Origin of the sequence: Streptomyces sp. NPDC007901 (assembly GCF_042959465.1) — a bacterium.
Classification (GTDB): Bacteria; Actinomycetota; Actinomycetes; order Streptomycetales; family Streptomycetaceae; genus Streptomyces.
The window spans coordinates 385,276-403,221 of sequence record NZ_JBIBKW010000006.1 but is presented as its reverse complement, the minus strand read 5'-3'; the positions used below and the strand labels follow the sequence as shown (position 1 = coordinate 403,221).

Annotated in this window: 15 protein-coding genes; 11 read left to right on the top strand and 4 right to left on the bottom strand. The window is 70.5% G+C overall.

The window, feature by feature from the left end; all coding sequences use genetic code 11:
- Nucleotides 1-46: 46 nt before the first annotated feature.
- The 5 genes from ACFZDK_RS22230 (at nucleotide 47) to ACFZDK_RS22210 (ending at nucleotide 6,241) form a co-directional block, all read left to right on the top strand.
- Nucleotides 47-934 (top strand): ABC transporter permease subunit, encoded by an 888-nt coding sequence (locus ACFZDK_RS22230; RefSeq protein WP_390974805.1) that lies wholly within the window; start codon nucleotides 47-49, stop codon nucleotides 932-934.
- 44 nt (nucleotides 935-978) lie between these two features.
- A complete protein-coding gene (locus tag ACFZDK_RS22225; RefSeq protein WP_390975049.1) occupies nucleotides 979-1,740 on the top strand; it encodes an ABC transporter permease subunit in 762 nt (253 codons plus the stop codon).
- A 31-nt stretch (nucleotides 1,741-1,771) separates the two neighbouring features.
- Nucleotides 1,772-3,514 (top strand): RICIN domain-containing protein, encoded by a 1,743-nt coding sequence (locus tag ACFZDK_RS22220; RefSeq protein WP_390974803.1) that lies wholly within the window; start codon nucleotides 1,772-1,774, stop codon nucleotides 3,512-3,514.
- Nucleotides 3,515-3,737: 223 nt separating this feature from the next.
- Nucleotides 3,738-5,234, top strand: coding sequence for a protein kinase (locus tag ACFZDK_RS22215; RefSeq protein ID WP_390974801.1), 1,497 nt, complete (start codon nucleotides 3,738-3,740; stop codon nucleotides 5,232-5,234).
- A gap of 41 nt (nucleotides 5,235-5,275) precedes the next feature.
- Nucleotides 5,276-6,241: a pirin family protein gene (locus ACFZDK_RS22210; RefSeq protein WP_390974799.1), complete on the top strand. Its 966-nt coding sequence runs from the start codon at nucleotides 5,276-5,278 to the stop codon at nucleotides 6,239-6,241.
- An 828-nt stretch (nucleotides 6,242-7,069) separates the two neighbouring features.
- Here ACFZDK_RS22210 and ACFZDK_RS22205 read toward each other — a convergent pair.
- Both ACFZDK_RS22205 and ACFZDK_RS22200 read right to left on the bottom strand, forming a co-directional pair.
- The gene (locus tag ACFZDK_RS22205; RefSeq protein WP_390974797.1) at nucleotides 7,070-7,243 is read right to left on the bottom strand and encodes a CsbD family protein; all 174 of its coding nucleotides are present in this window, start codon (nucleotides 7,241-7,243) and stop codon (nucleotides 7,070-7,072) included.
- 610 nt (nucleotides 7,244-7,853) lie between these two features.
- On the bottom strand, nucleotides 7,854-8,009 hold the full coding sequence (locus ACFZDK_RS22200; RefSeq protein ID WP_390974795.1) for a hypothetical protein: 156 nt from the start codon (nucleotides 8,007-8,009) through the stop codon (nucleotides 7,854-7,856).
- A gap of 146 nt (nucleotides 8,010-8,155) precedes the next feature.
- Between ACFZDK_RS22200 and ACFZDK_RS22195 the strand changes: the two genes are divergently transcribed.
- From ACFZDK_RS22195 to mgtA, 6 genes are all read left to right on the top strand, one after another.
- On the top strand, nucleotides 8,156-8,449 hold the full coding sequence (locus tag ACFZDK_RS22195; protein ID WP_390974793.1) for a hypothetical protein: 294 nt from the start codon (nucleotides 8,156-8,158) through the stop codon (nucleotides 8,447-8,449).
- A 583-nt stretch (nucleotides 8,450-9,032) separates the two neighbouring features.
- The gene (locus ACFZDK_RS22190; protein ID WP_390974791.1) at nucleotides 9,033-9,458 is read left to right on the top strand and encodes a hypothetical protein; all 426 of its coding nucleotides are present in this window, start codon (nucleotides 9,033-9,035) and stop codon (nucleotides 9,456-9,458) included.
- Complete coding sequence (locus ACFZDK_RS22185; protein WP_390974790.1) at nucleotides 9,455-10,288, top strand: ANTAR domain-containing protein; 834 nt, start codon at nucleotides 9,455-9,457, stop codon at nucleotides 10,286-10,288. The genes ACFZDK_RS22190 and ACFZDK_RS22185 overlap by 4 nt, the downstream gene beginning before the upstream one ends.
- 31 nt (nucleotides 10,289-10,319) lie before the next feature.
- Nucleotides 10,320-11,045 (top strand): ANTAR domain-containing protein, encoded by a 726-nt coding sequence (locus tag ACFZDK_RS22180; protein ID WP_390974788.1) that lies wholly within the window; start codon nucleotides 10,320-10,322, stop codon nucleotides 11,043-11,045.
- A 25-nt stretch (nucleotides 11,046-11,070) separates the two neighbouring features.
- Nucleotides 11,071-13,482 carry a phosphoketolase gene (locus ACFZDK_RS22175; protein ID WP_390974785.1) on the top strand — a complete coding sequence of 804 codons (2,412 nt, stop codon included), beginning with the start codon at nucleotides 11,071-11,073 and terminating at the stop codon, nucleotides 13,480-13,482.
- Complete coding sequence (mgtA, locus tag ACFZDK_RS22170; protein ID WP_390974784.1) at nucleotides 13,479-16,097, top strand: magnesium-translocating P-type ATPase; 2,619 nt, start codon at nucleotides 13,479-13,481, stop codon at nucleotides 16,095-16,097. The genes ACFZDK_RS22175 and mgtA overlap by 4 nt, the downstream gene beginning before the upstream one ends.
- Before the next feature lie 75 nt (nucleotides 16,098-16,172).
- Here mgtA and ACFZDK_RS22165 read toward each other — a convergent pair whose 3' ends face one another.
- Both ACFZDK_RS22165 and ACFZDK_RS22160 read right to left on the bottom strand, forming a co-directional pair.
- On the bottom strand, nucleotides 16,173-17,153 hold the full coding sequence (locus ACFZDK_RS22165; RefSeq protein ID WP_390974782.1) for an SPFH domain-containing protein: 981 nt from the start codon (nucleotides 17,151-17,153) through the stop codon (nucleotides 16,173-16,175).
- A 221-nt stretch (nucleotides 17,154-17,374) separates the two neighbouring features.
- The gene (locus tag ACFZDK_RS22160; protein ID WP_390974780.1) at nucleotides 17,375-17,689 is read right to left on the bottom strand and encodes a hypothetical protein; all 315 of its coding nucleotides are present in this window, start codon (nucleotides 17,687-17,689) and stop codon (nucleotides 17,375-17,377) included.
- Between the last annotated feature and the right edge of the window lie 257 nt (nucleotides 17,690-17,946).

The following is a 17,946-nucleotide window of genomic DNA, read 5'->3' as shown; positions in this document are numbered from 1 at the left end:
TGCGGCCCCGCGCCCCTACCGGGGCGATACACACCTGGGAGTTCGCATGTCCCCCGCGCTTCGGCGTCGACTGACCGCGCTTGCCTTCGTCCTCCCCCTCCTCGCCTACCTCGCCGCCTTCTACGCCTACCCCCTCTACCGCAATCTCGACCTGAGCCTGCGCGACTACACCGTGCGGTCGTTCGTGGCGGGCGACGCGCCCTTCTCCGGCTGGCACAACTTCCGCACGGTGCTGGACGATCCGACGTTCGGTCCTGCGATGCGGCACACGATGGTCTTCACCTTCGTGTCGATCGCCTTCCAGTACGTGATCGGTCTCGCCCTCGCCGTCTTCTTCAACCGGCACTTCCGGCTGTCGACCGTGCTGCGGGCGCTGTTCCTGATCCCCTGGCTGCTGCCGCTGATCGTGTCGGCGTCGACCTGGTCGTGGATGTTCAACAGCGAGTCGGGGGTGCTGAACTACTTCCTGCACTTCCTCGGCGTCGATCCGGTCGGCTGGCTGACCTCGCCCAGCTGGGCGCTGACCGCGGTGATCGTCGCCAACATCTGGATCGGCATCCCCTTCAACCTGGTCATCCTCTACAGCGGGCTGCAGAACATCCCCGGCGAGCTGTACGAGGCGGCGGCCCTGGACGGGGCGGGCGCGTGGCAGCAGTTCCGCCGGATCACCTTCCCGCTGCTACGCCCGGTGTCGGCGATCACCCTGCTGCTCGGGCTGGTCTACACGCTCAAGGTCTTCGACCTGATCTGGATCATGACCAAGGGCGGTCCTGGCGACTCCTCCACCACCCTGGCCACCTGGTCGTACCAGCTGGGCTTCGGCACGCTGCTGCCCAAGTTCGGCCCCGGTGCCGCCGTCGGCAACATCCTGATCCTCATCGCCCTGGTCTTCGGCCTGCTGTACGTCCGCGTCCAGAGGAGGCAGGAAGCGTGAAGTCACGCGCCTACACCCTGATCGGCCTCCTCCTCACCGCGCTGATGCTGTTCCCGGTGTACTGGATGCTGAACGTGTCCCTCACCCCGCAGCAGGACATGCGCAAGGACCCGCCGGACCTGCTCCCGCTGCACCCCACCTTCGAGGGCTACCGGGCCGTCCTCGACGACCAACTCCCCTATCTGGGCACCAGCCTGCTCATCGGCCTGGGCACGGTCGCCCTCACCCTCGTCATCGCCGCCCCGGCCGGCTACGCCCTGGCCAAGCTCCGCCCGCGCGGCGGCGGCGCGCTCGGACTCGCCCTCCTCATCGCGCAGATGATCCCCGGGATCGTCATGGCGATGGGCTTCTACGGCGTCTTCCTGGACCTCGGTCTGCTCAACTCCTGGTGGGGCCTGATCGTCGCGGACTCCACCCTCGCCGTCCCCTTCGGCGTCATGATCTTCACCGCGTTCATGTCGGGCATCCCCGGCGAACTGGTCTCGGCCGCCCGGATCGACGGCGCCGGCACCTGGCGCACCTTCCGCTCGGTCGTCCTCCCGCTGAGCCGCAACGCGATCGTCACCGTCTCGCTGTTCGGCTTCCTGTGGGCCTGGTCCGACTTCGTCTTCGCCACCACCCTCGACGGCGGCGGCAGTTGGAAGCCGATCACCCTCGGCATCTACCAGTACATCGGCAACAACAACCAGGAGTGGAACGCGATCATGGCCACCGCCGTCGTCGCGTCGATCCCCGCGGCCGTCCTCCTGGTCCTCGCCCAGCGCTTTGTCGCCGCGGGCGTGACCGCGGGCGCGGTGAAGGACTGACACCCGCCAACTCCTCAAGGAGACCCACGCCATGAGCCGCACATCCTTCAGAGCCACTCTCGGAGCCACCCTCGGTGCCGTGGTACTCACCGCCGCCCTCGGCACCGCGGCGCCCGCCCACGCGGCGCCCACCTCCGCCACCACCCTCGTGGTGAGCGCGAACCAGACACTCCGCCCGGTCACCCACGTGGCCACGGGCAGCCTCTACGGCCTGGACACCGCGAGCGTCCCGGCCGACAACTTGGTCGAGCCGCTCAAGCCGAACACCTTCGTCCAGATGGCGCCCGGCGGCAGCCAGCTGCCCAACGGCGAGTCCACCCCCGGCGGGGACGCCCTGGTCGTCGCCCCCGAGGCGGCGAAGGCCGGGGCCAAGGTGGTCGTACGGATGCCGGACTGGTACCCGAACTTTCCCTACAAGTGGGTGAGTTGGAGCGACTGGCTGGCCGCCGTGGACAAGCAGGTCGCGTCGGTGAAGTCCTCCGGTGCCACGAACATCGCCGCGTACGAGCTGTGGAACGAGCCGGACTGGACCTGGGACACCTCGGCGGCCGGCAGCTTCGACTCCGGGTGGGCGACGACGTACAAGGAGGTCCGCGCCAAGGACTCCGGCACGCCGATCCAGGGCCCGAGCTACTCGGCGTGGAACCAGAGCTGGATGAGCACGTTCCTCACCGACGCCAAGGCGAGCGGCACGGTCCCGGACATCGTCTCCTGGCACGAGTTGCAGGGCTCGCAGAACATCGCCGCGCACGTCGCCGCCTACCGCGCTCTGGAGACCAGCCTCGGGATCAGCCCCCGCCCCATCGCCATCGAGGAGTACGGCACGACGAGCGAGGTCGGCGTCCCCGGACCGCTGGCCGGCTATGTCGCCAAGTTCGAGCGGACCGGTGTCCATGACGCCGAACTGGCCTTCTGGAACCACTACGGCACCCTCGGCGACACCCTCACCGACACCGGCGGCTCGCCGAACGGCGCGTACTGGCTCTACAAGTGGTACGGCGACATGTCCGGGAACATGCTGGTCACCACGCCCCCGGCACAGACGGGCATCGACGGCTTCGCATCACTCAACAGCTCGGCCAACCAGATCAGCGTCGTCACCGGCGGCTGCACCGGTTCATGTGCCGTCACCGTCAACGGCCTGTCGTCACTGTCGGCCTTCGGCAGCACCGTGCACGTCAAGCTGGAGTACACCCCGTCGAAGGGCCGTACCACCGCCGTCTCCGGCCCGGTCACCGTCTCCGACGCCGACTACACGGTCAGCGGCGGCTCGATCACCGTCCCCGTCGCGATGAACGCCTCCGACGGCTACCACCTGACGATCACCCCGAGCGGCACCGCCACCTCGCTGGCCGGGCGCTACCAGATCACCAACAAGAACAGCGGCCTGGCCCTGGACACCAGCGGCGCCGGCACCGCCCAGGGCACCGCCGTCGTCCAGGCCGCCTCCACCGCGGGCACCGACCAGAACTGGACCCTGGTGGCGGCCGGCAGCGGCCTCTACAAGATCCAGCAGCAGGCGAGCGGGCTGCTCCTCGGCATCACGAGCATGAGCACCAGTGACGGCGGCACGGCCCTGATCTGGGGCGACAACGGCACCGCCGACCACCTCTGGCAGCTGATCCCGTCCGGCGACGGCTACTACAAGATCGCCAACTACAACAGCGGACTGCTGCTCGGGGTGACCAACATGAGCACCGCGTCCGGCGCCCAGGTCCTGCAGTGGGACGACAACGGCACGGCCGACCACTTGTGGAAACTGACTGCCCGCTGACGTACACGACAGTGAACCCGAGCACATCCGAACACGGCCGCCGCCTGCATTCATTGCCTGGCGGCGGCCTTCCCTGTTGATTCGCAGCCGAGCACGACCGGCCGACCCCGCCTTCCCAGGACGGCCGGACCGGCCACCGTCAGACCACCGCAGGTGATCAGGAACGGGCGGCTATCGTGACGGGGATGATCGAACAGAGACAGAGCTGGCGGAGGACGGGGCGGTGTCGGACGAAGGGCGGCTGGTCGCCGGCCGTTACCGGCTGACCGAGCGGATCGGGCGCGGCGGCATGGGCACGGTGTGGCGGGCCGACGACGAGGTGCTGGCCCGGCAGGTCGCGCTGAAGCAGATCCACGCCCGCCCCCAGCTCTCCGACGACGAGCTGGCCACCCTCTACGAACGCACCCGCCGCGAGGCCCGCAGCGCCGCCCGGGTCGTGCACCCCAACGTGGTCGTGGTGCACGACGTCGTCGAGGACGACGGCCGCCCGTGCATCGTCATGGAGTACGTCCCGGCGACCACCCTCGCGGACCTGCTCGACGGCGGCCGGACGCTGCCGCCCGAGGAGGCCGCCCGGATCGGCCTCGGCATGATCGCCGCCCTGCGCGCCGCGCACACCGCCGGCGTCCTGCACCGGGACGTGAAACCCGGCAACGTGCTCCTCGGCCCGGGCGACCGGGTGGTGCTCACCGACTTCGGCATCGCGCTGACCGCCGGGTCCTCCACGCTCACCCAGACCGGCCAGATGGTCGGCTCGATCCCCTACATGGCGCCCGAACGGCTGCGCGGGTTGACCCCGGGACCGGCCTCGGACCTGTGGTCGCTGGGGGCCACGCTCTACCAGGCGCTGGAGGGCCGGCCGCCGTTCCGGCGCGACACGGCGATGGAGACGGCGTACGCCATCGTCACCGACCCCGTCGAGCCGATGCTGGGGGCGGGCCCGCTGGAGCCGCTCGTCCAGCTGCTGCTGGCCAAGGACCCGGCGGACCGGCCGTCGGCCGAACAGACGGAACGGGCGCTGCTGGCGACCTGGTCGGGGGCGGTGACGGAGGCTCCGACGGTATCGCCGCAGCCGCACGGGCCGGAGTCCGCGCCGCTGCCGACGCCCGGCAGCGGCGGCAGACGCCGGCGGCGCGCCCGGCGTGGCCGGCTCGCCCTGGCCACCGGAGCCGTCGCCGTCGCGGCGGCCGCCACGGTCACGGCCCTCACCCTTCCGCACACCCCCGCGAAGGAGCACCCGGCCACGGCGAAGGCGAGCACCACCCCCGCTCCTGCTCTCCCCCGGGGCTACCACCGCGTCACCGACACCGCCCTCGGTGTCTCCTTCCCGGTCCCCGACGGCTGGACGGCCGGCACCCGCGCCACCGACGAGGTCACCTACAAGGACCCGACCGGCCTGGCCGGTGTCACCATCGGCATGGTGGAACCGGCCGGCGCGAACCCGATCGCGCACTTCACCGACATCGAGACCAACACCAAGGTCAACTACCCGACCTACCGCAGGCTGCGGCTGCAGCGCACCGCCTTCCGGGGACAACCGGCCGCGATCTGGGAGTTCACCTTCCGGGGCCGGGCCCGCGCCTTCCGCGCCATCGACCTGGGCTACGGACGGGAGGGCGGCCGGGAGTACGACATCTACCTCTCCGCGCCGGACGCCGACTGGGACACCCACCGTCCGGTCTTCGACAACGTGAGGGACGGATTCCGTACGACCGCCTGACCGCTCGGCAACACGGACCGCCGCCCGCTAAGTTTGGCGGCATGAGCAACCTTGACCGCGCGCCCGTTCCGAGCGTGTGCGGTGGCCGCGGATTCGTCGTCGCCGAACCCGTCCGCGAGCTGCTGAGCCCCCGCCATGTGCAACTCGGCGAGTCGACCGAGGTGCGCCGGCTGCTGCCGAACCTCGGCCGTCGCATGATCGGCGCCTGGGCGTTCGTCGACCACTACGGCCCCGACGACATCGCCGACGAGCCCGGGATGCAGGTGCCGCCGCACCCGCACATCGGACTGCAGACGGTCAGCTGGCTGCACCAGGGCGAGGTCCTGCACCGCGACTCGACCGGCAGCCTCCAGACGATCCGCCCCCGCGAACTGGGGCTGATGACCTCGGGCCGGGCGATCAGCCACTCCGAGGAGAGCCCCAAGTCGCACGCCCGGTACCTGCACGGGGCGCAGCTCTGGGTGGCCCTCCCGGACTCCCACCGCCACACGGACCCGCGGTTCGAGCACCACGGCGACCTGCCCACGGTCACCGCGCCCGGCCTGACCGCCACGGTCATCCTCGGCACCCTCGACGGCGCGACGTCCCCCGGTACGACCTTCACCCCCATCGCCGGCGCCGACCTCGCCCTCACCCGGGGCACCGACCTGCGCCTGCCCCTGGAGCCCGACTTCGAGTACGGCGTCCTGGCCATGTCCGGCGAGGTCCACGTCGACGGGGTACCGGTACTCCCCGGCTCCATGCTCTACCTGGGCTGCGGCCGCTCCGAACTCCCCCTGCGCGCCGAGTCCGACGCCGCGATCATGCTCCTCGGCGGCGAGCCGTTCGAGGAGGAGTTGATCATGTGGTGGAACTTCATCGCCCGTTCCCAAGACGAGATCGTGCAGGCCCGGGAGGACTGGGAGAAGGGGGCCCGTTTCGGCGAGGTGAAGGGCTACGACGGGGCTCCGCTGCCAGCACCCGAGCTGCCGCCGGTGCCGTTGAAACCACGCGGAAGGGCGCGCTGACCTGGGGAAACTCCGACTTGCGGTCCAGGGCATTCGAGACCGTCTCTTCGCCCATCCTCCCACGACGATCTCGGGTGGCGTGGGCCCTTGAATGCTGGCTCCGGACGCCTCCGAGGCTGCCCGCGTTTCCAAGGTCTGGTCATATGAGGGCAGCTTTGGCCGAACGAATGCTGACCCAATGCTGACTTTACTGACGAGTCATCAGCACATGGTGAAGCGGTGTGATCGCTCCTTGGAGCTCGGCATGAGGGAGAGATCATCTGCGTCGCGCTCGGCTGATGCTGCCCCCGGAGCCGATGGGCCTTCGGGGCCAGTCGTCGTAGGCCGACCACTCGGGCGGTTGTGGGAACCCAACAGCTTCAGGTGGAGGGGCACTACCGTCCGATCCCGGCGGTGAACATGGCCTCCCAAGAAACGACCGCTGCCTGCAAGGCGGCATCCGAAGGCACTTCCTCACTCTCCGAATTGACAGGGCAGGCCGCGGACAGCGCAGGTTCACCGTGGCAGCCGCCATGGCTTCCGGCCTGCGATGGGGCCGCGGACGGACAAGCCGCGGACACGTCTTCGATCAGGGCCGGCTCGGGAGTTGAACGGCGCTGCGAAGACACCGCGAATCCCGGCGGCCGCGCGCCGAAGAGCCCCGACGGCCGCTTGCTCGGTGATCCACGTCCCGTCGTCGGGCCCGCCGAGCGGAAGCAGCCGACCCAGGTCGAGCTGGCGCCGCACTGCCTGCGCCCACGCCTCGCTTTCCACCGACCTCTCACCCCTTTTCATGGCCGCGGTTCCGCAACGCCCCTCAGCGTTGTCGTGGCCGGGTTTACGGGGTCGTCAGTGTTTGAAGGCGTCCCTGATCTTTGCCCCGGCCTGCTTGAGGTTGCCCTTGACCTGGTCTCCACGGCCTTCCGCCTGCAGGCGCCGACTGCCGGTGGCACGGCCGGTTGTCTTCTTGGCACCGCCCTTCATCGCTTCGGCTCTGTGCGCGATCTTCTTCGCGATACTCATGAGTGGCCACCCTGGGTGAGTTGTCATGCGGGGTGTGGCAGGAGGACTGTCCCGTGGCGCTGACGTCAGCTCTCTGTGCGTGCAGTGGCAGCCTTCCGGGGGCGGGCCGGTGCTCAAAAGCGTGCGCTCCGCTCCGACGACCGCCATCCGGGGCCGGAGGTGGATCACCGTTGGGTGAGTTCCCCCCGCGCGTTCGCGGCGGTCCGTCCTGGTGGAGGCCGTGTCGCGAGGATCTGCCTGCTCCAACACTAGAACCACACCGTCCACAAGGCCACGGGGACCGGGACGCAGGCTGCGGAGTGTTCCACGTGCGGTCCCGTATGGGCCGTCCTGTCGCCGGCCGCCAGGACGCCGCTGGCGCGTGCCGGAGTCGCAGCAGAGTGGACGCGATCGCCAGCTTCCAGGCGCACAGTATGTGGACCGGCGGAGCAGTCGGGGCTTCGCCGCTGCTGTCAGTTCTCGTCCCCCTGGATACGCTGAGGCTGGGTGCTTTTCATGGAACCGCTGACGAGGCTTCCTCTCATCGCACGGCTGGCGGGTACGCACGTGTGGCGGGCGTTCGCGCGGCTGGGTGCGGTCCACCGGGCCCGGCTCGCCGCCGCCATCACCTTCACCAGTTCGTCGCCCTCTTTCCACTGATCACCGCCGGAGCGGCGATCGGTGCTGCGCTGCTGAGCAAAGACCAGTTCGGGAGGCTCCAGGACAAGATCGCCGCCCAGGCGCCGGCCTTTCCGACCTGCTGAACGTGAATGGCCTCGTCGCGCATGCCGGAAGCGTCGGACTCATCGCGGGCGCCCTGCTGCTCGTGATCGGCATCAACTGGGTCGGCGCACCGCGCGGGTGTCCGCGCGCGGTGTGGCAGAAGGAGGAGGACCGGGAAACCCGACCCTGCTCAAGCTGAAGGATGCCGGTGTGCTGGTCGGTCTCGGCGTGGTCGGGCTGGTCGCCATGGGCAGTTCCGTGTTCGCGAACAGTGCGGTCTGCTGGACCGCCGACAAGGTCAGGATCGAGGGTGGGGCGGGACGGGCACTGCTGTTCTTCGCCGGCCTGGCCATCGCCCTGCTGTCGACTTCCTGGTGCTGGTCTACCTGCTCACTCAATTCGGCTCGCCCCGGATTTCTCCGATGCCTTTCCGCAGCCGCCCGGTTGCCAGATTCCGGCCTGTTCGGACCCACCGCGGCGAAGGGCCGGGGACTATGCTGGTGAGCGGACGCCCAGGACCCCGGTGGACGCACGGCCTGCTGACCACGATGCCACGGGAGCGGATTCTCGTCCGGACCCGTCGCATCTTCGAGGAGATCCCTGTCGGGCGCCGAGCCTCGGAGCGCGGAACCCCGACCTGGTGACCCACCCGCGTCCTCGTACGCCCCGACCTCGGTCGCACCCCGCCGGGTACGAAGCCCGGCGCCTCGCGTCCAGTGCCCGGTGGCGGTCCCGAGAACACCTGAACGGCTGGAACAGAGGTGTCATGCCTTACTCTGCGGCTGTCCGTCCGCCGGCAGGGCTCGCGCCCGCTCGCGCCGCTCTCGTCCCTTCCAGCGTGCGGGCGCGCCATGATCACCCCTCCGGCCCACGGTCAGCCGTGGAGCGGAGGAGGTTGCGAGCAGCCCGCCGCGGAAGCGATGTGCCCGCACCGGCTCAGCCGCCGACAGGCCGCCTGTTCCCGCGGGGATCTCGCGGGTCCGTCGCGGAGTCCCGCGCAGCGGCGTCCGGCGAAGATGCTCGCGAGCCGAGCCCGGAAGTCCGTCCAGGACGTCTCGCCGTCGCCGTACGGCGGCCCGGATTCTCCATGGTGATCTCGGAGGCCGCGGCCCTGGAGGGCTGCGGGTTCGGATCTTCCCCGGGGTGGCGGCACCGGCGGCTCCCCCACGCGGCCCCAGCCTCCCGTGTCGTAGGCGATGACGACTTCGGGTGGCCGGGATTCGACGGAGCGCTCCCGCCCGCCGTCGGCCGGATCACCGGCGCCGACGCCGGCTTCGCGGGGCTCCTGGTTCACCCGCACGTGCGGCACCGGGATGTGGCCCGCCGGTTGCAGGAACCGCTCCTCTCCGAGCGCCAGGCGTCACTCGGTGTCGCCCTGGCGGACCGGGCCGACGAGCCGATCGTGGCCTCCCTCCGCTCCTGGTGCAGGAAGGACGTCGGAAACGTCCGCCGGCCGGCCGACGGTGCCGTGTTCCTGGCGCCGGCTCCCCCTTTGATCCGGTGGTCACCGTGATCCCCGGCAGCCGGTCGGCGCGGATCCAGGCTCTCGTGGCCGAGCAGGCGGCCCTGCGCGGCGCCCGGGTCGGCCTCCTCGACGTGTGCACGGCGGCGGTGACAGCGCTGCCGGTCGGCGGGGCCGGGGTGTCGGCGATGTCCCGCGGGCGGGCGAGTCATCCGCTGTGCAGCACCGACTCCGTCAGTCGGCAGCTGGAAGAACTCCAGCTCACCCTGGGCGAAGGGCCGTGCGTGGATGCCTTTGTCCTCGGCTCCTCGGTCCTTTGCACCGACTTGTTGGCCGGTGAACTCCAGCGGCATTGGGCGGTGTTCGCCGACGCGGCCCTGGAAGCCGGAGCCAGGGCGGTCTTCGCCTTCCCCCTGCAGATCGGGGCCATCAGCCCCGGCGTACTCGATCTGTACTCCAGCACCTCGGTCGAGCTGGACGCGGACGAGGTGGCCGACGCGATGGCCTTCGCCGACACTGCCACGTTGCTTCTGCTCGACGCCGGGATCAGCGAGACGGGTGTCCCGTCCGGCACCGGCGTGGCCGGCACGGACCGGCCGGACGCCGCGCCCTTCGACGACCTGGGCGGCTACCGGGCCGAGATCGACCAGGCCACCGGCATCCTCATGGTCCAGCTCGGCGTCGGCGTCGAGGAGGCATTCATCCGGCTGCGCGCCCACGCGTACGCCCGGGGGATACGGATCTCGGTGGTCGCCGCCGACGTGGTCGCCCACCGGCTCCGCTTTCCCCGGGAGACGACACCGCCCGACGTGAGACCGCCGGATGCGCGTCCCGCCGATACGCAACCGCCGGATGCACGACCGCCCGACGAGGAGCCCTGATGCTCACGCCGCACAAACAGAGGTGTGCACGATGAAGGAACAGCTGATGGCCCGGACGTTCGTGGAGCTGGCGGACAGTCTCGTCGCCGACTTCGACCTCATGGACTTCCTGCGTCTGCTCACCGACCGCTGCGTCGATCTGCTCGACGCGAGTGCGGCGGGCGTCCTGCTCGCCGACCGTGACGGCGTGCTGCGTGTCATGGCCGCCTCCGACGAACGGGTGCGCCTCCTCGAACTCTTCCAGCTCCAAAACCACGAAGGCGCCTGCCTGGACTGCTTCCACACCGGGATCACCGTCTCCGTTCCCGACCTGCGCGACGAAGCCGCGCGCTGGCCCCTGTTCACCGCCCAGGCCCGGCGCATCGGCTTCACTGCCGTCCAGGCGCTGCCCATGCGCCTGCGCGACGAGGTCGTCGGCGCCCTCAACCTCTTCCACACCACCCCGGGACCCATCAGCCCCGCCGCGACCCCCTTCGCACAGGCCCTTGCCGACGTCGCCACCATCAGCCTGCTGCAGCAACGCACCACCGAGCGCAGCACCCTCCTGAACGAACAGCTGCAGTCCGCCCTCAACAGCCGCGTCCTGATCGAACAGGCCAAGGGAAAGCTCGCCGAACGCCGCCACACGGACATGGAGCGGGCCTTCACGACGCTGCGCGCCTACGCCCGCGCCCACAACCGCCGCTTGGCGGACGTCGCCCGCGCCTTCATCGAAGAAACCGAGTACCTCCCCGGTCTCAGTCCGGGAAGTTCCTGATCAGCCTCTGCGAGAAGGGTTCGTCATGCCACTCGGCCCCACTACCGGGAGCTCCCTCGACACTCCGGGCACCCCCGACCGCCTCGACGAGGAGGAGCTGAGCGCTCTGGATGCCCATTGGCGGGCGGCGAACTACCTGGCCGTCGGGCAGATCTACCTCATGTCCAACCCTCTGCTGACCGAGCCGTTGGCGCCGGAGCACGTCAAGCCGCGACTGCTGGGGCACTGGGGCACCTCACCGGGCCTGAACCTGGTCCACACCCACCTCAACAGGGTCGTGAAAGCCAGGCGCTTGGACGCGATCTGTGTCTGGGGGCCCGGGCACGGCGGGCCGGCCGTGGTGGCGAACTCCTGGCTGGAGGGCAGCTACACCGAGACGTACCCGGACATCACGCGGGACGCGGCCGGCATGACCCGCCTCTTCCGGCAGTTCTCCTTCCCGGGCGGCATCCCCAGTCATGTCGCACCCGAGACCCCCGGATCGATCCACGAGGGCGGCGAGCTGGGCTACTCCCTCTCTCATGCCTACGGGGCCGCCTTCGACAATCCGGGGCTCCTGGTGGCCTGCGTGATCGGCGACGGTGAGGCCGAGACGGGCCCACTGGCCGCCTCCTGGCACTCGAACAAGTTCCTCGACCCGGTACGGGACGGTGCCGTCCTGCCGATCCTGCACCTCAACGGCTACAAGATCGCCAACCCGACGGTCCTGGCCCGGATACCGGAGCCCGAACTCGACTCCCTGCTCAGGGGATACGGCCACGAGCCCCTCCACGTGACCGGCGACGATCCCCGCGCCGTCCACCAGACGATGGCTCGTGCCATGGACGAGGCCCTGGACCGTATCGCCGCCTTCCAGCACGCCGCCCGCACCGGTTCCGTCATCACCGAACGCCCGCGCTGGCCGGTGATCGTGCTGCGCACGCCCAAGGGCTGGACCGGGCCCGCCGAGGTCGACGGCCTCCCGGTGGAGGGCACCTGGCGAGCGCACCAGGTGCCGCTGCCGGCCGTACGCGAGAACCCGGACCATCTGCGGCAGTTGGAGCGATGGCTCCGCTCGTACCGGCCCGATGAACTCTTCGACGAGCATGGGCGCCCCCGGGAACAGGTCCTCGCCTGTGTCCCCGACGGCGCACACCGCCTGGGCGCCAGCCCGCACACCAACGGCGGCCTGCTTCTGCACGACCTGCCCGTGCCGCCCCTGGAGCGGTTCGCCGTCCCGGTCGACAAGCCCGGCACGACAGCGCATGAGCCGACCCGCGTCCTCGGCGACCTGCTGGCGCAGGTGATGGCCGACACCAGCGAGCGGCGCGACTTCCGGCTGGTCGGGCCGGACGAGACGGCCTCCAACCGCCTGCAGGCCGTCTACGAGGCGAGCGGCAAGGCGTGGGAGGCCCAGGTGCTGCCCACGGACGAACACCTGGAGCGCGGTGGCCGGGTGGTGGAGATCCTGTCCGAACACACCTGTCAGGGCTGGCTGGAGGGCTATCTCCTCACCGGCCGGCATGGCCTGTTCTCCTGTTACGAGGCTTTCGTTCACATCGTCGACTCCATGGCGAACCAGCACATCAAGTGGCTGCGCGTCGCCCGCCGACTCCCCTGGCGCCGCCCGATCGCCTCCCTCAACTACCTGCTCACCTCGCACGTGTGGCGCCAGGACAGCAACGGCTTCTCGCACCAGGACCCCGGTTTCGTCGACCACGTACTGAACAAGTCGCCGGAGGTCGTGCGGGTCTACTACCCCCCGGACGCCAACACCCTGCTGTCCGTGGCGGATCACGTGCTGCGCAGCCGCGACTACGTCAACGTCGTCGTCGCGGGCAAGCAGCCCTGTTTCGACTGGCTCGACCTCGACGCCGCCCGCGCGCACTGCGCCCGCGGCGCCGGCATCTGGGCCTGGGCCGGCACCGAGTCCGAGCCCGGCGAGCCCGACGTGGTGCTCGCCTGCGCGGGCGACGTACCCACCCTCGAAGTACTCGCCGCGGCCTCGCTGCTCCGTCACCACCTGCCCGAGCTCGCGGTACGGGTGGTCAACGTCGTCGACATCGCCCGGCTGCTGCCCGCGGAGGAACACCCGCACGGCATGCCCGACAGCGAGTACGACGCGCTGTTCACCCCCGACAAACCCGTCCTCTTCGCCTACCACGGCTATCCGTGGCTCATCCACCGGCTCGCCTACCGCCGCGCCAACCACCCGCACCTGCACGTACGCGGCTACAAGGAGGAGGGCACCACCACGACCCCGTTCGACATGGTCGTACGCAACGACCTCGACCGGTACCGGCTGGTCATGGACGTCATCGACCGGGTGCCCGGTCTCGCGGTCCGCGCGGCGGCGCTGCGGCAGCGGATGGCCGACGTCCGCTACCGCCATCACGACTGGATCCGCGCCCATGGGGCGGACCTGCCCGAGGTCGCCGAATGGACCTGGAGTCAGTGACCACGGAGTCAGTGACCACCCGTACGGCAGAGCTGCGGGTGGGGGACGCCGCCGCCGAGGACGCAAAGGCCGTGCTGGCCGCGCTCGCGAGCAGCCCCGACGGCCTGTCGGGGGGCGAGGCGGCCGAGCGGCTGGCGGCCTTCGGGCCGAACGCCGTACGCACGCACCACGTCCGCGTCCTGGCGGTCCTCGGGCGGCAGCTGCGCAGCGCCCTGCTGATCCTGCTGGCGGTGACGGCCGGGGTCTCGTACTTCTTCGGCGAGCGGACCGGCGCGATCATCATCGGGGGGATTCTGGTGCTGAGCGTGACACTGGGATTCCTCAACGAGTACCGGGCGGAGAAGGCGGCACAGGCCCTGCACTCGCGGGTGCGGCACACGGCCGTCGTGGTCCGGGACGGCGCGGCCGGCGAGGTCGACGTGACCGAGCTGGTGCCGGGCGATGTCGTACGTCTGACCCTGGGGCAGGTGGTGCCCGCGGACCTGCGCCTGCTGGAATGCACCGCGTTCGCCTGCGACGAGAGCGTCCTCACCGGGGAGTCCGCCCCCGCCGACAAGGACCCGGAGCCGGTCGCCGCGGGGGCGGCACTGGCCGAGCTGACCTCCTGCGCGCTGATGGGGACCGTGGTGCACGGGGGCAGCGCCACCGCGGTGGTCGTAGCCACCGGGGGCCGTGCCGAGTTCGGGCGGATCGCGCTGGGGCTGGGAGAACGGCAGCCGGAGACCGACTTCCAGGCGGGGCTGCGCCGCTTCTCCATGCTGCTCCTCAAAGTCGCCGCCGCCCTCACCACCGGGATCTTCGTCATCAACCTCCTGCTCCACCGCCCGCTGCTCGACGCTCTGCTCTTCTCGCTGGCCATCGCGGTGGGCATCACCCCGCAGCTGCTGCCCGCCGTGGTGAGCACGAGCCTGGCCACCGGCTCACGACAGCTGGCGCGGCGCAAGGTCCTCGTCAAACGGCTGGTGTGCATCGAGGACCTGGGCGACATGGACGTCCTGGTCACCGACAAGACCGGCACGCTCACCGAGGGCCGCATCCGTTTCGAGGCGGCCCTCGACCCGGCCGGCACACCCTCCGACACGGTGCTGAAGCTGGGCCTGCTGGCCACCGAGGGCGACCTCGACCAGGTGGGCGGGAACGCACTGGACGTCGCGCTGTGGCAGGCCACGGACACACCCCCGGCCGGACACCACCGGCTCGCGCTGCTGCCCTTCGACCACGACCGGCAGCTGGGCTCCGCCCTCGTCGAGCGTCCGGACGGCAGCCGCCTGCTCGTCGCCAAGGGCGCGCCCGAGGCGGTCCTGGCCCGCTGCGGTGACGTACCGGAGGCGGCCGCGGCAGTGCTCCAAGAGCACTTCGCGGCGGGCAGCCGGGTGGTCGCCGTGGCCACCCGGGACACGGACGGGCAGACGTCCCTCACCGCCGCCGACGAGTACCGGCTGCGTCTGGCCGGCTTCCTGGTCTTCCTCGATCCGCCCAAGACCGGCGCCGCCGCCTCACTGCGCCGCCTCGCCGACCTCGGCATCACCGTCAAGATCTGTACCGGCGACAACGCGCTCGTCGCCCAGAAGGTCTGCGCCGACCTGGGCCTGCCGCCCGGCCGCGCCCTCACCGGCCAGGACATCGGGGAGCTGGACGACGACCAGCTGACGAGGGCGGCCGAGTCCACCACTGTCTTCGCCCGCGTCTCGCCCCAGGACAAGGCCCGAGTCGTACGGGCGCTGCGGCGCCGGGGCCGGGACATCGGGTTCCTGGGCGACGGCGTGAACGACGCGCTGGCCCTGCACGCCGCCGACGTGGGGCTGTCCGTGGACACCGCGACCGACGTGGCCAAGGACGCGGCCGACGTCCTGCTCCTGGAGAAGGACCTCGGGGTTCTCGCCGACGGGGTCACCGAGGGCCGCCGGATCTTCGCCAACACCATCAAGTACGTCCTGATGGGCACCTCCAGCAACTTCGGCAACATGTTCAGCGCGGCCGGAGCCTCCCTGGTGCTGCCGTTCCTGCCGATGCTGCCCCCGCAGATCCTGCTCAACAACCTCCTTTACGACGCAGGGCAGTTGACCATCCCCACCGATCACGTCGACCCGGAGCAGCTGCGGGCGCCCTCGCACTGGGACATCGCCTTCATCCGTCGCTTCATGCTCTTCTTCGGGCCCGTCAGCTCCCTCTTCGACTTCCTCACCTTCGCGGTCATGATCGAGGTCTTTCACGCCGGCGCCGACCTGTTCCGCTCCGGTTGGTTCGTGGAATCCCTCGCCACGCAGGCGCTGGTCGTCTTCGCCATCCGCACGCGCCGGGTGCCGTTCTACCGCAGCCGGCCCAGCCGCCCCCTGCTGGTCAGCGCCCTGGGTGTCGTCGCCGTCGGTGTCGCGCTGCCGATGTCCCCGCTCGCGGGACCACTCGGCTTCCGGTCCCTGCCGCTCGGACTCGTCCTCGCTCTGGCCCTGATGGTCGTGGTCTACCTGGTACTGATCGAGGGCGCCAAGCATGTCTTCTACACCCGGGCCGACGCGCGGGCCGCGCTTCCACCGGTCCGCCACCGCACCCTCCGGCATCGCATCCAACGGCGGGCCGGCCGCTTCAGCCACCCCGGACCGCTGCGACCCCGGTGACACGCTGTCACCGGGGCCAGCAGCTGCACCACCTTGCACCGAGACGATCACGTCACCCCGGGCGGCCGGGAACGGTCAACCGCTCAGGGATTCCTCGGCGTCCCGGCGCGTCGGCCAGTTGTCCCGCCGCTCCCGAGCCACCTCCGCGCGGCTGCCGGCCCGCTCTCCGGGCAGGGAGACCGACGGTGTGAGGGCCGGTGTGGCGGTGGCGGGCTCGGGGATCACGGCACTGGTGGACAGCGCGGGGCGCCTGGCGGTCCGGTGCACGAGCCGTCCGGCGGACTCGCCGTCGGTTTCCCTGCTCTGGTGGTCGAAGAAGCGGAGCATCTCCACGGGGAACGGCATCACGAGGGTGCTGTTCTTCTCGGCGGAGACGTCCACCACGGTCTGCAGCAGCCGCAGTTGGAGTGCTCCGGGGGTGTCGGCCATGGTCGCGGCGGCGTCGGTCAGCCGCTGGGACGCCTGGAACTCTCCGTCGGCGGCGATGACCCGCGCGCGGCGTTCCCGCTCGGCTTCGGCCTGCTTGGACATGGAGCGCATCATGGACTCCGGAAGGGCGATGTCCTTGATCTCGACGCGTTCGATGCGCAGCCCCCAGGGCTCCTCGGTGGGGGCGTCCATCACCTTCTTGAGTTCCGCGTTGATGTGGTCGCGGTCGGAGAGCAGCGTGTCCAGGTCGGCCCTGCCGATGACCGAGCGGAGCGATGTCTGGGCGATCTGGGAGACGGCGGCAGGATAGTTGCGCACGTTCACCAGGGCCTTGACGGGGTCGATGACCTTGAAGTAGACGACCGCGTCGACGGTGAGCGTCACGTTGTCGGCGGTGATGGACCCCTGTGGCGGGATGCCGAGGACCTCGGTCTGGACGGACACCTTCCGCATCCGGTCCCCGATCGGCCGGATGACACGCAGGCCCGGCCCGCGGATGGCCGGCAGCAGCCGCCCGAAACGGAACACCACGCCCTTCTCGTACTGCTGGACGTTGCGCACGCTCAGGGCGAGCAGGACCAGCCCCGCCACGGCGCACACCGCCAGCACGGTGATCAGAACACCCATGGTTCTCACTTTCCTTACGTCGATGACGGTCCCGGACCCGAGCGGTCCGGGAAGCACACGGCGCCGGAGGACCCCGGCCCGTCGTCTGCGGTGCGGCCGGGGTCTCGGGCTGCTTTTGAGGCTCTGGTGTGTCGGCCCGGCTCAGCCGGGAGCACTCTGCGGTACGCCGGTCCGGGCTCCGCCGACTGTGGCCCCGGTGGCCGCTGGAGTGCGCACGGCCCTCACCTCGCCGTCGGCGGAGCGGAAACGGCCGGGATCTGCGGGCATGCAGCCGGATAGGGGACTTCGTGGTCTTCTTCGGAGTCCCAGGCCGCCTGAACGGCCGAGTCGGTCTCCGACATCGTGCGCAGGCGCGCCGCGTCCACCATCAGCCGGTGCACGTGCGAGGTGCGCAGGCAGTCTCGGCCGGCGGCCATCAGCCAGAGGGCCGAGACGGGCGTCGGCTGCACCTGCCCACCGAAGGGCCCCGGCGCGGCCGGCCAGTTCGCGCGGTTCGTCAGGCCCCCGGTGATCAGCCCCGACAGCGGATCGAGCACGGCCGTCGGCGAGGAACCGGGAGGAGCGCAAGAGATCCGGAGTGACGTAGAGCAGGGCGTACTTCCGGGGATCGGCGTGGGGGAAACGGTCGCAGTCATGACGCGAACCCTGCTCCGGGCCGACCGCAGCAGGCCCGGCGTGACCAAATCGCCGAAAGTGACAACGACATGGAAGCCGGTGCACGAAATACCCTCGGTAACACCAGCGTAGTCCGTCGACGGTCCGAGCGGACTCCCCGTCGGACAGCGCGGCCGGT

What these genes read in the sequence shown, in the direction of transcription:
- ACFZDK_RS22230 (WP_390974805.1), top strand. Translation starts at nt 47, where the DNA reads ATGTCCCCCGCGCTTCGGCGTCGACTGACCGCGCTTGCCTTCGTCCTC.
- ACFZDK_RS22225 (WP_390975049.1), top strand. Translation starts at nt 979, where the DNA reads ATGCTGTTCCCGGTGTACTGGATGCTGAACGTGTCCCTCACCCCGCAG.
- ACFZDK_RS22220 (WP_390974803.1), top strand. Translation starts at nt 1,772, where the DNA reads ATGAGCCGCACATCCTTCAGAGCCACTCTCGGAGCCACCCTCGGTGCC.
- ACFZDK_RS22210 (WP_390974799.1), top strand. Translation starts at nt 5,276, where the DNA reads ATGAGCAACCTTGACCGCGCGCCCGTTCCGAGCGTGTGCGGTGGCCGC.
- ACFZDK_RS22205 (WP_390974797.1), bottom strand. Translation starts at nt 7,243, where the DNA reads ATGAGTATCGCGAAGAAGATCGCGCACAGAGCCGAAGCGATGAAGGGC.
- ACFZDK_RS22200 (WP_390974795.1), bottom strand. Translation starts at nt 8,009, where the DNA reads ATGCGCGACGAGGCCATTCACGTTCAGCAGGTCGGAAAGGCCGGCGCC.
- ACFZDK_RS22190 (WP_390974791.1), top strand. Translation starts at nt 9,033, where the DNA reads ATGGTGATCTCGGAGGCCGCGGCCCTGGAGGGCTGCGGGTTCGGATCT.
- ACFZDK_RS22180 (WP_390974788.1), top strand. Translation starts at nt 10,320, where the DNA reads ATGAAGGAACAGCTGATGGCCCGGACGTTCGTGGAGCTGGCGGACAGT.
- ACFZDK_RS22175 (WP_390974785.1), top strand. Translation starts at nt 11,071, where the DNA reads ATGCCACTCGGCCCCACTACCGGGAGCTCCCTCGACACTCCGGGCACC.
- ACFZDK_RS22165 (WP_390974782.1), bottom strand. Translation starts at nt 17,153, where the DNA reads ATGGGTGTTCTGATCACCGTGCTGGCGGTGTGCGCCGTGGCGGGGCTG.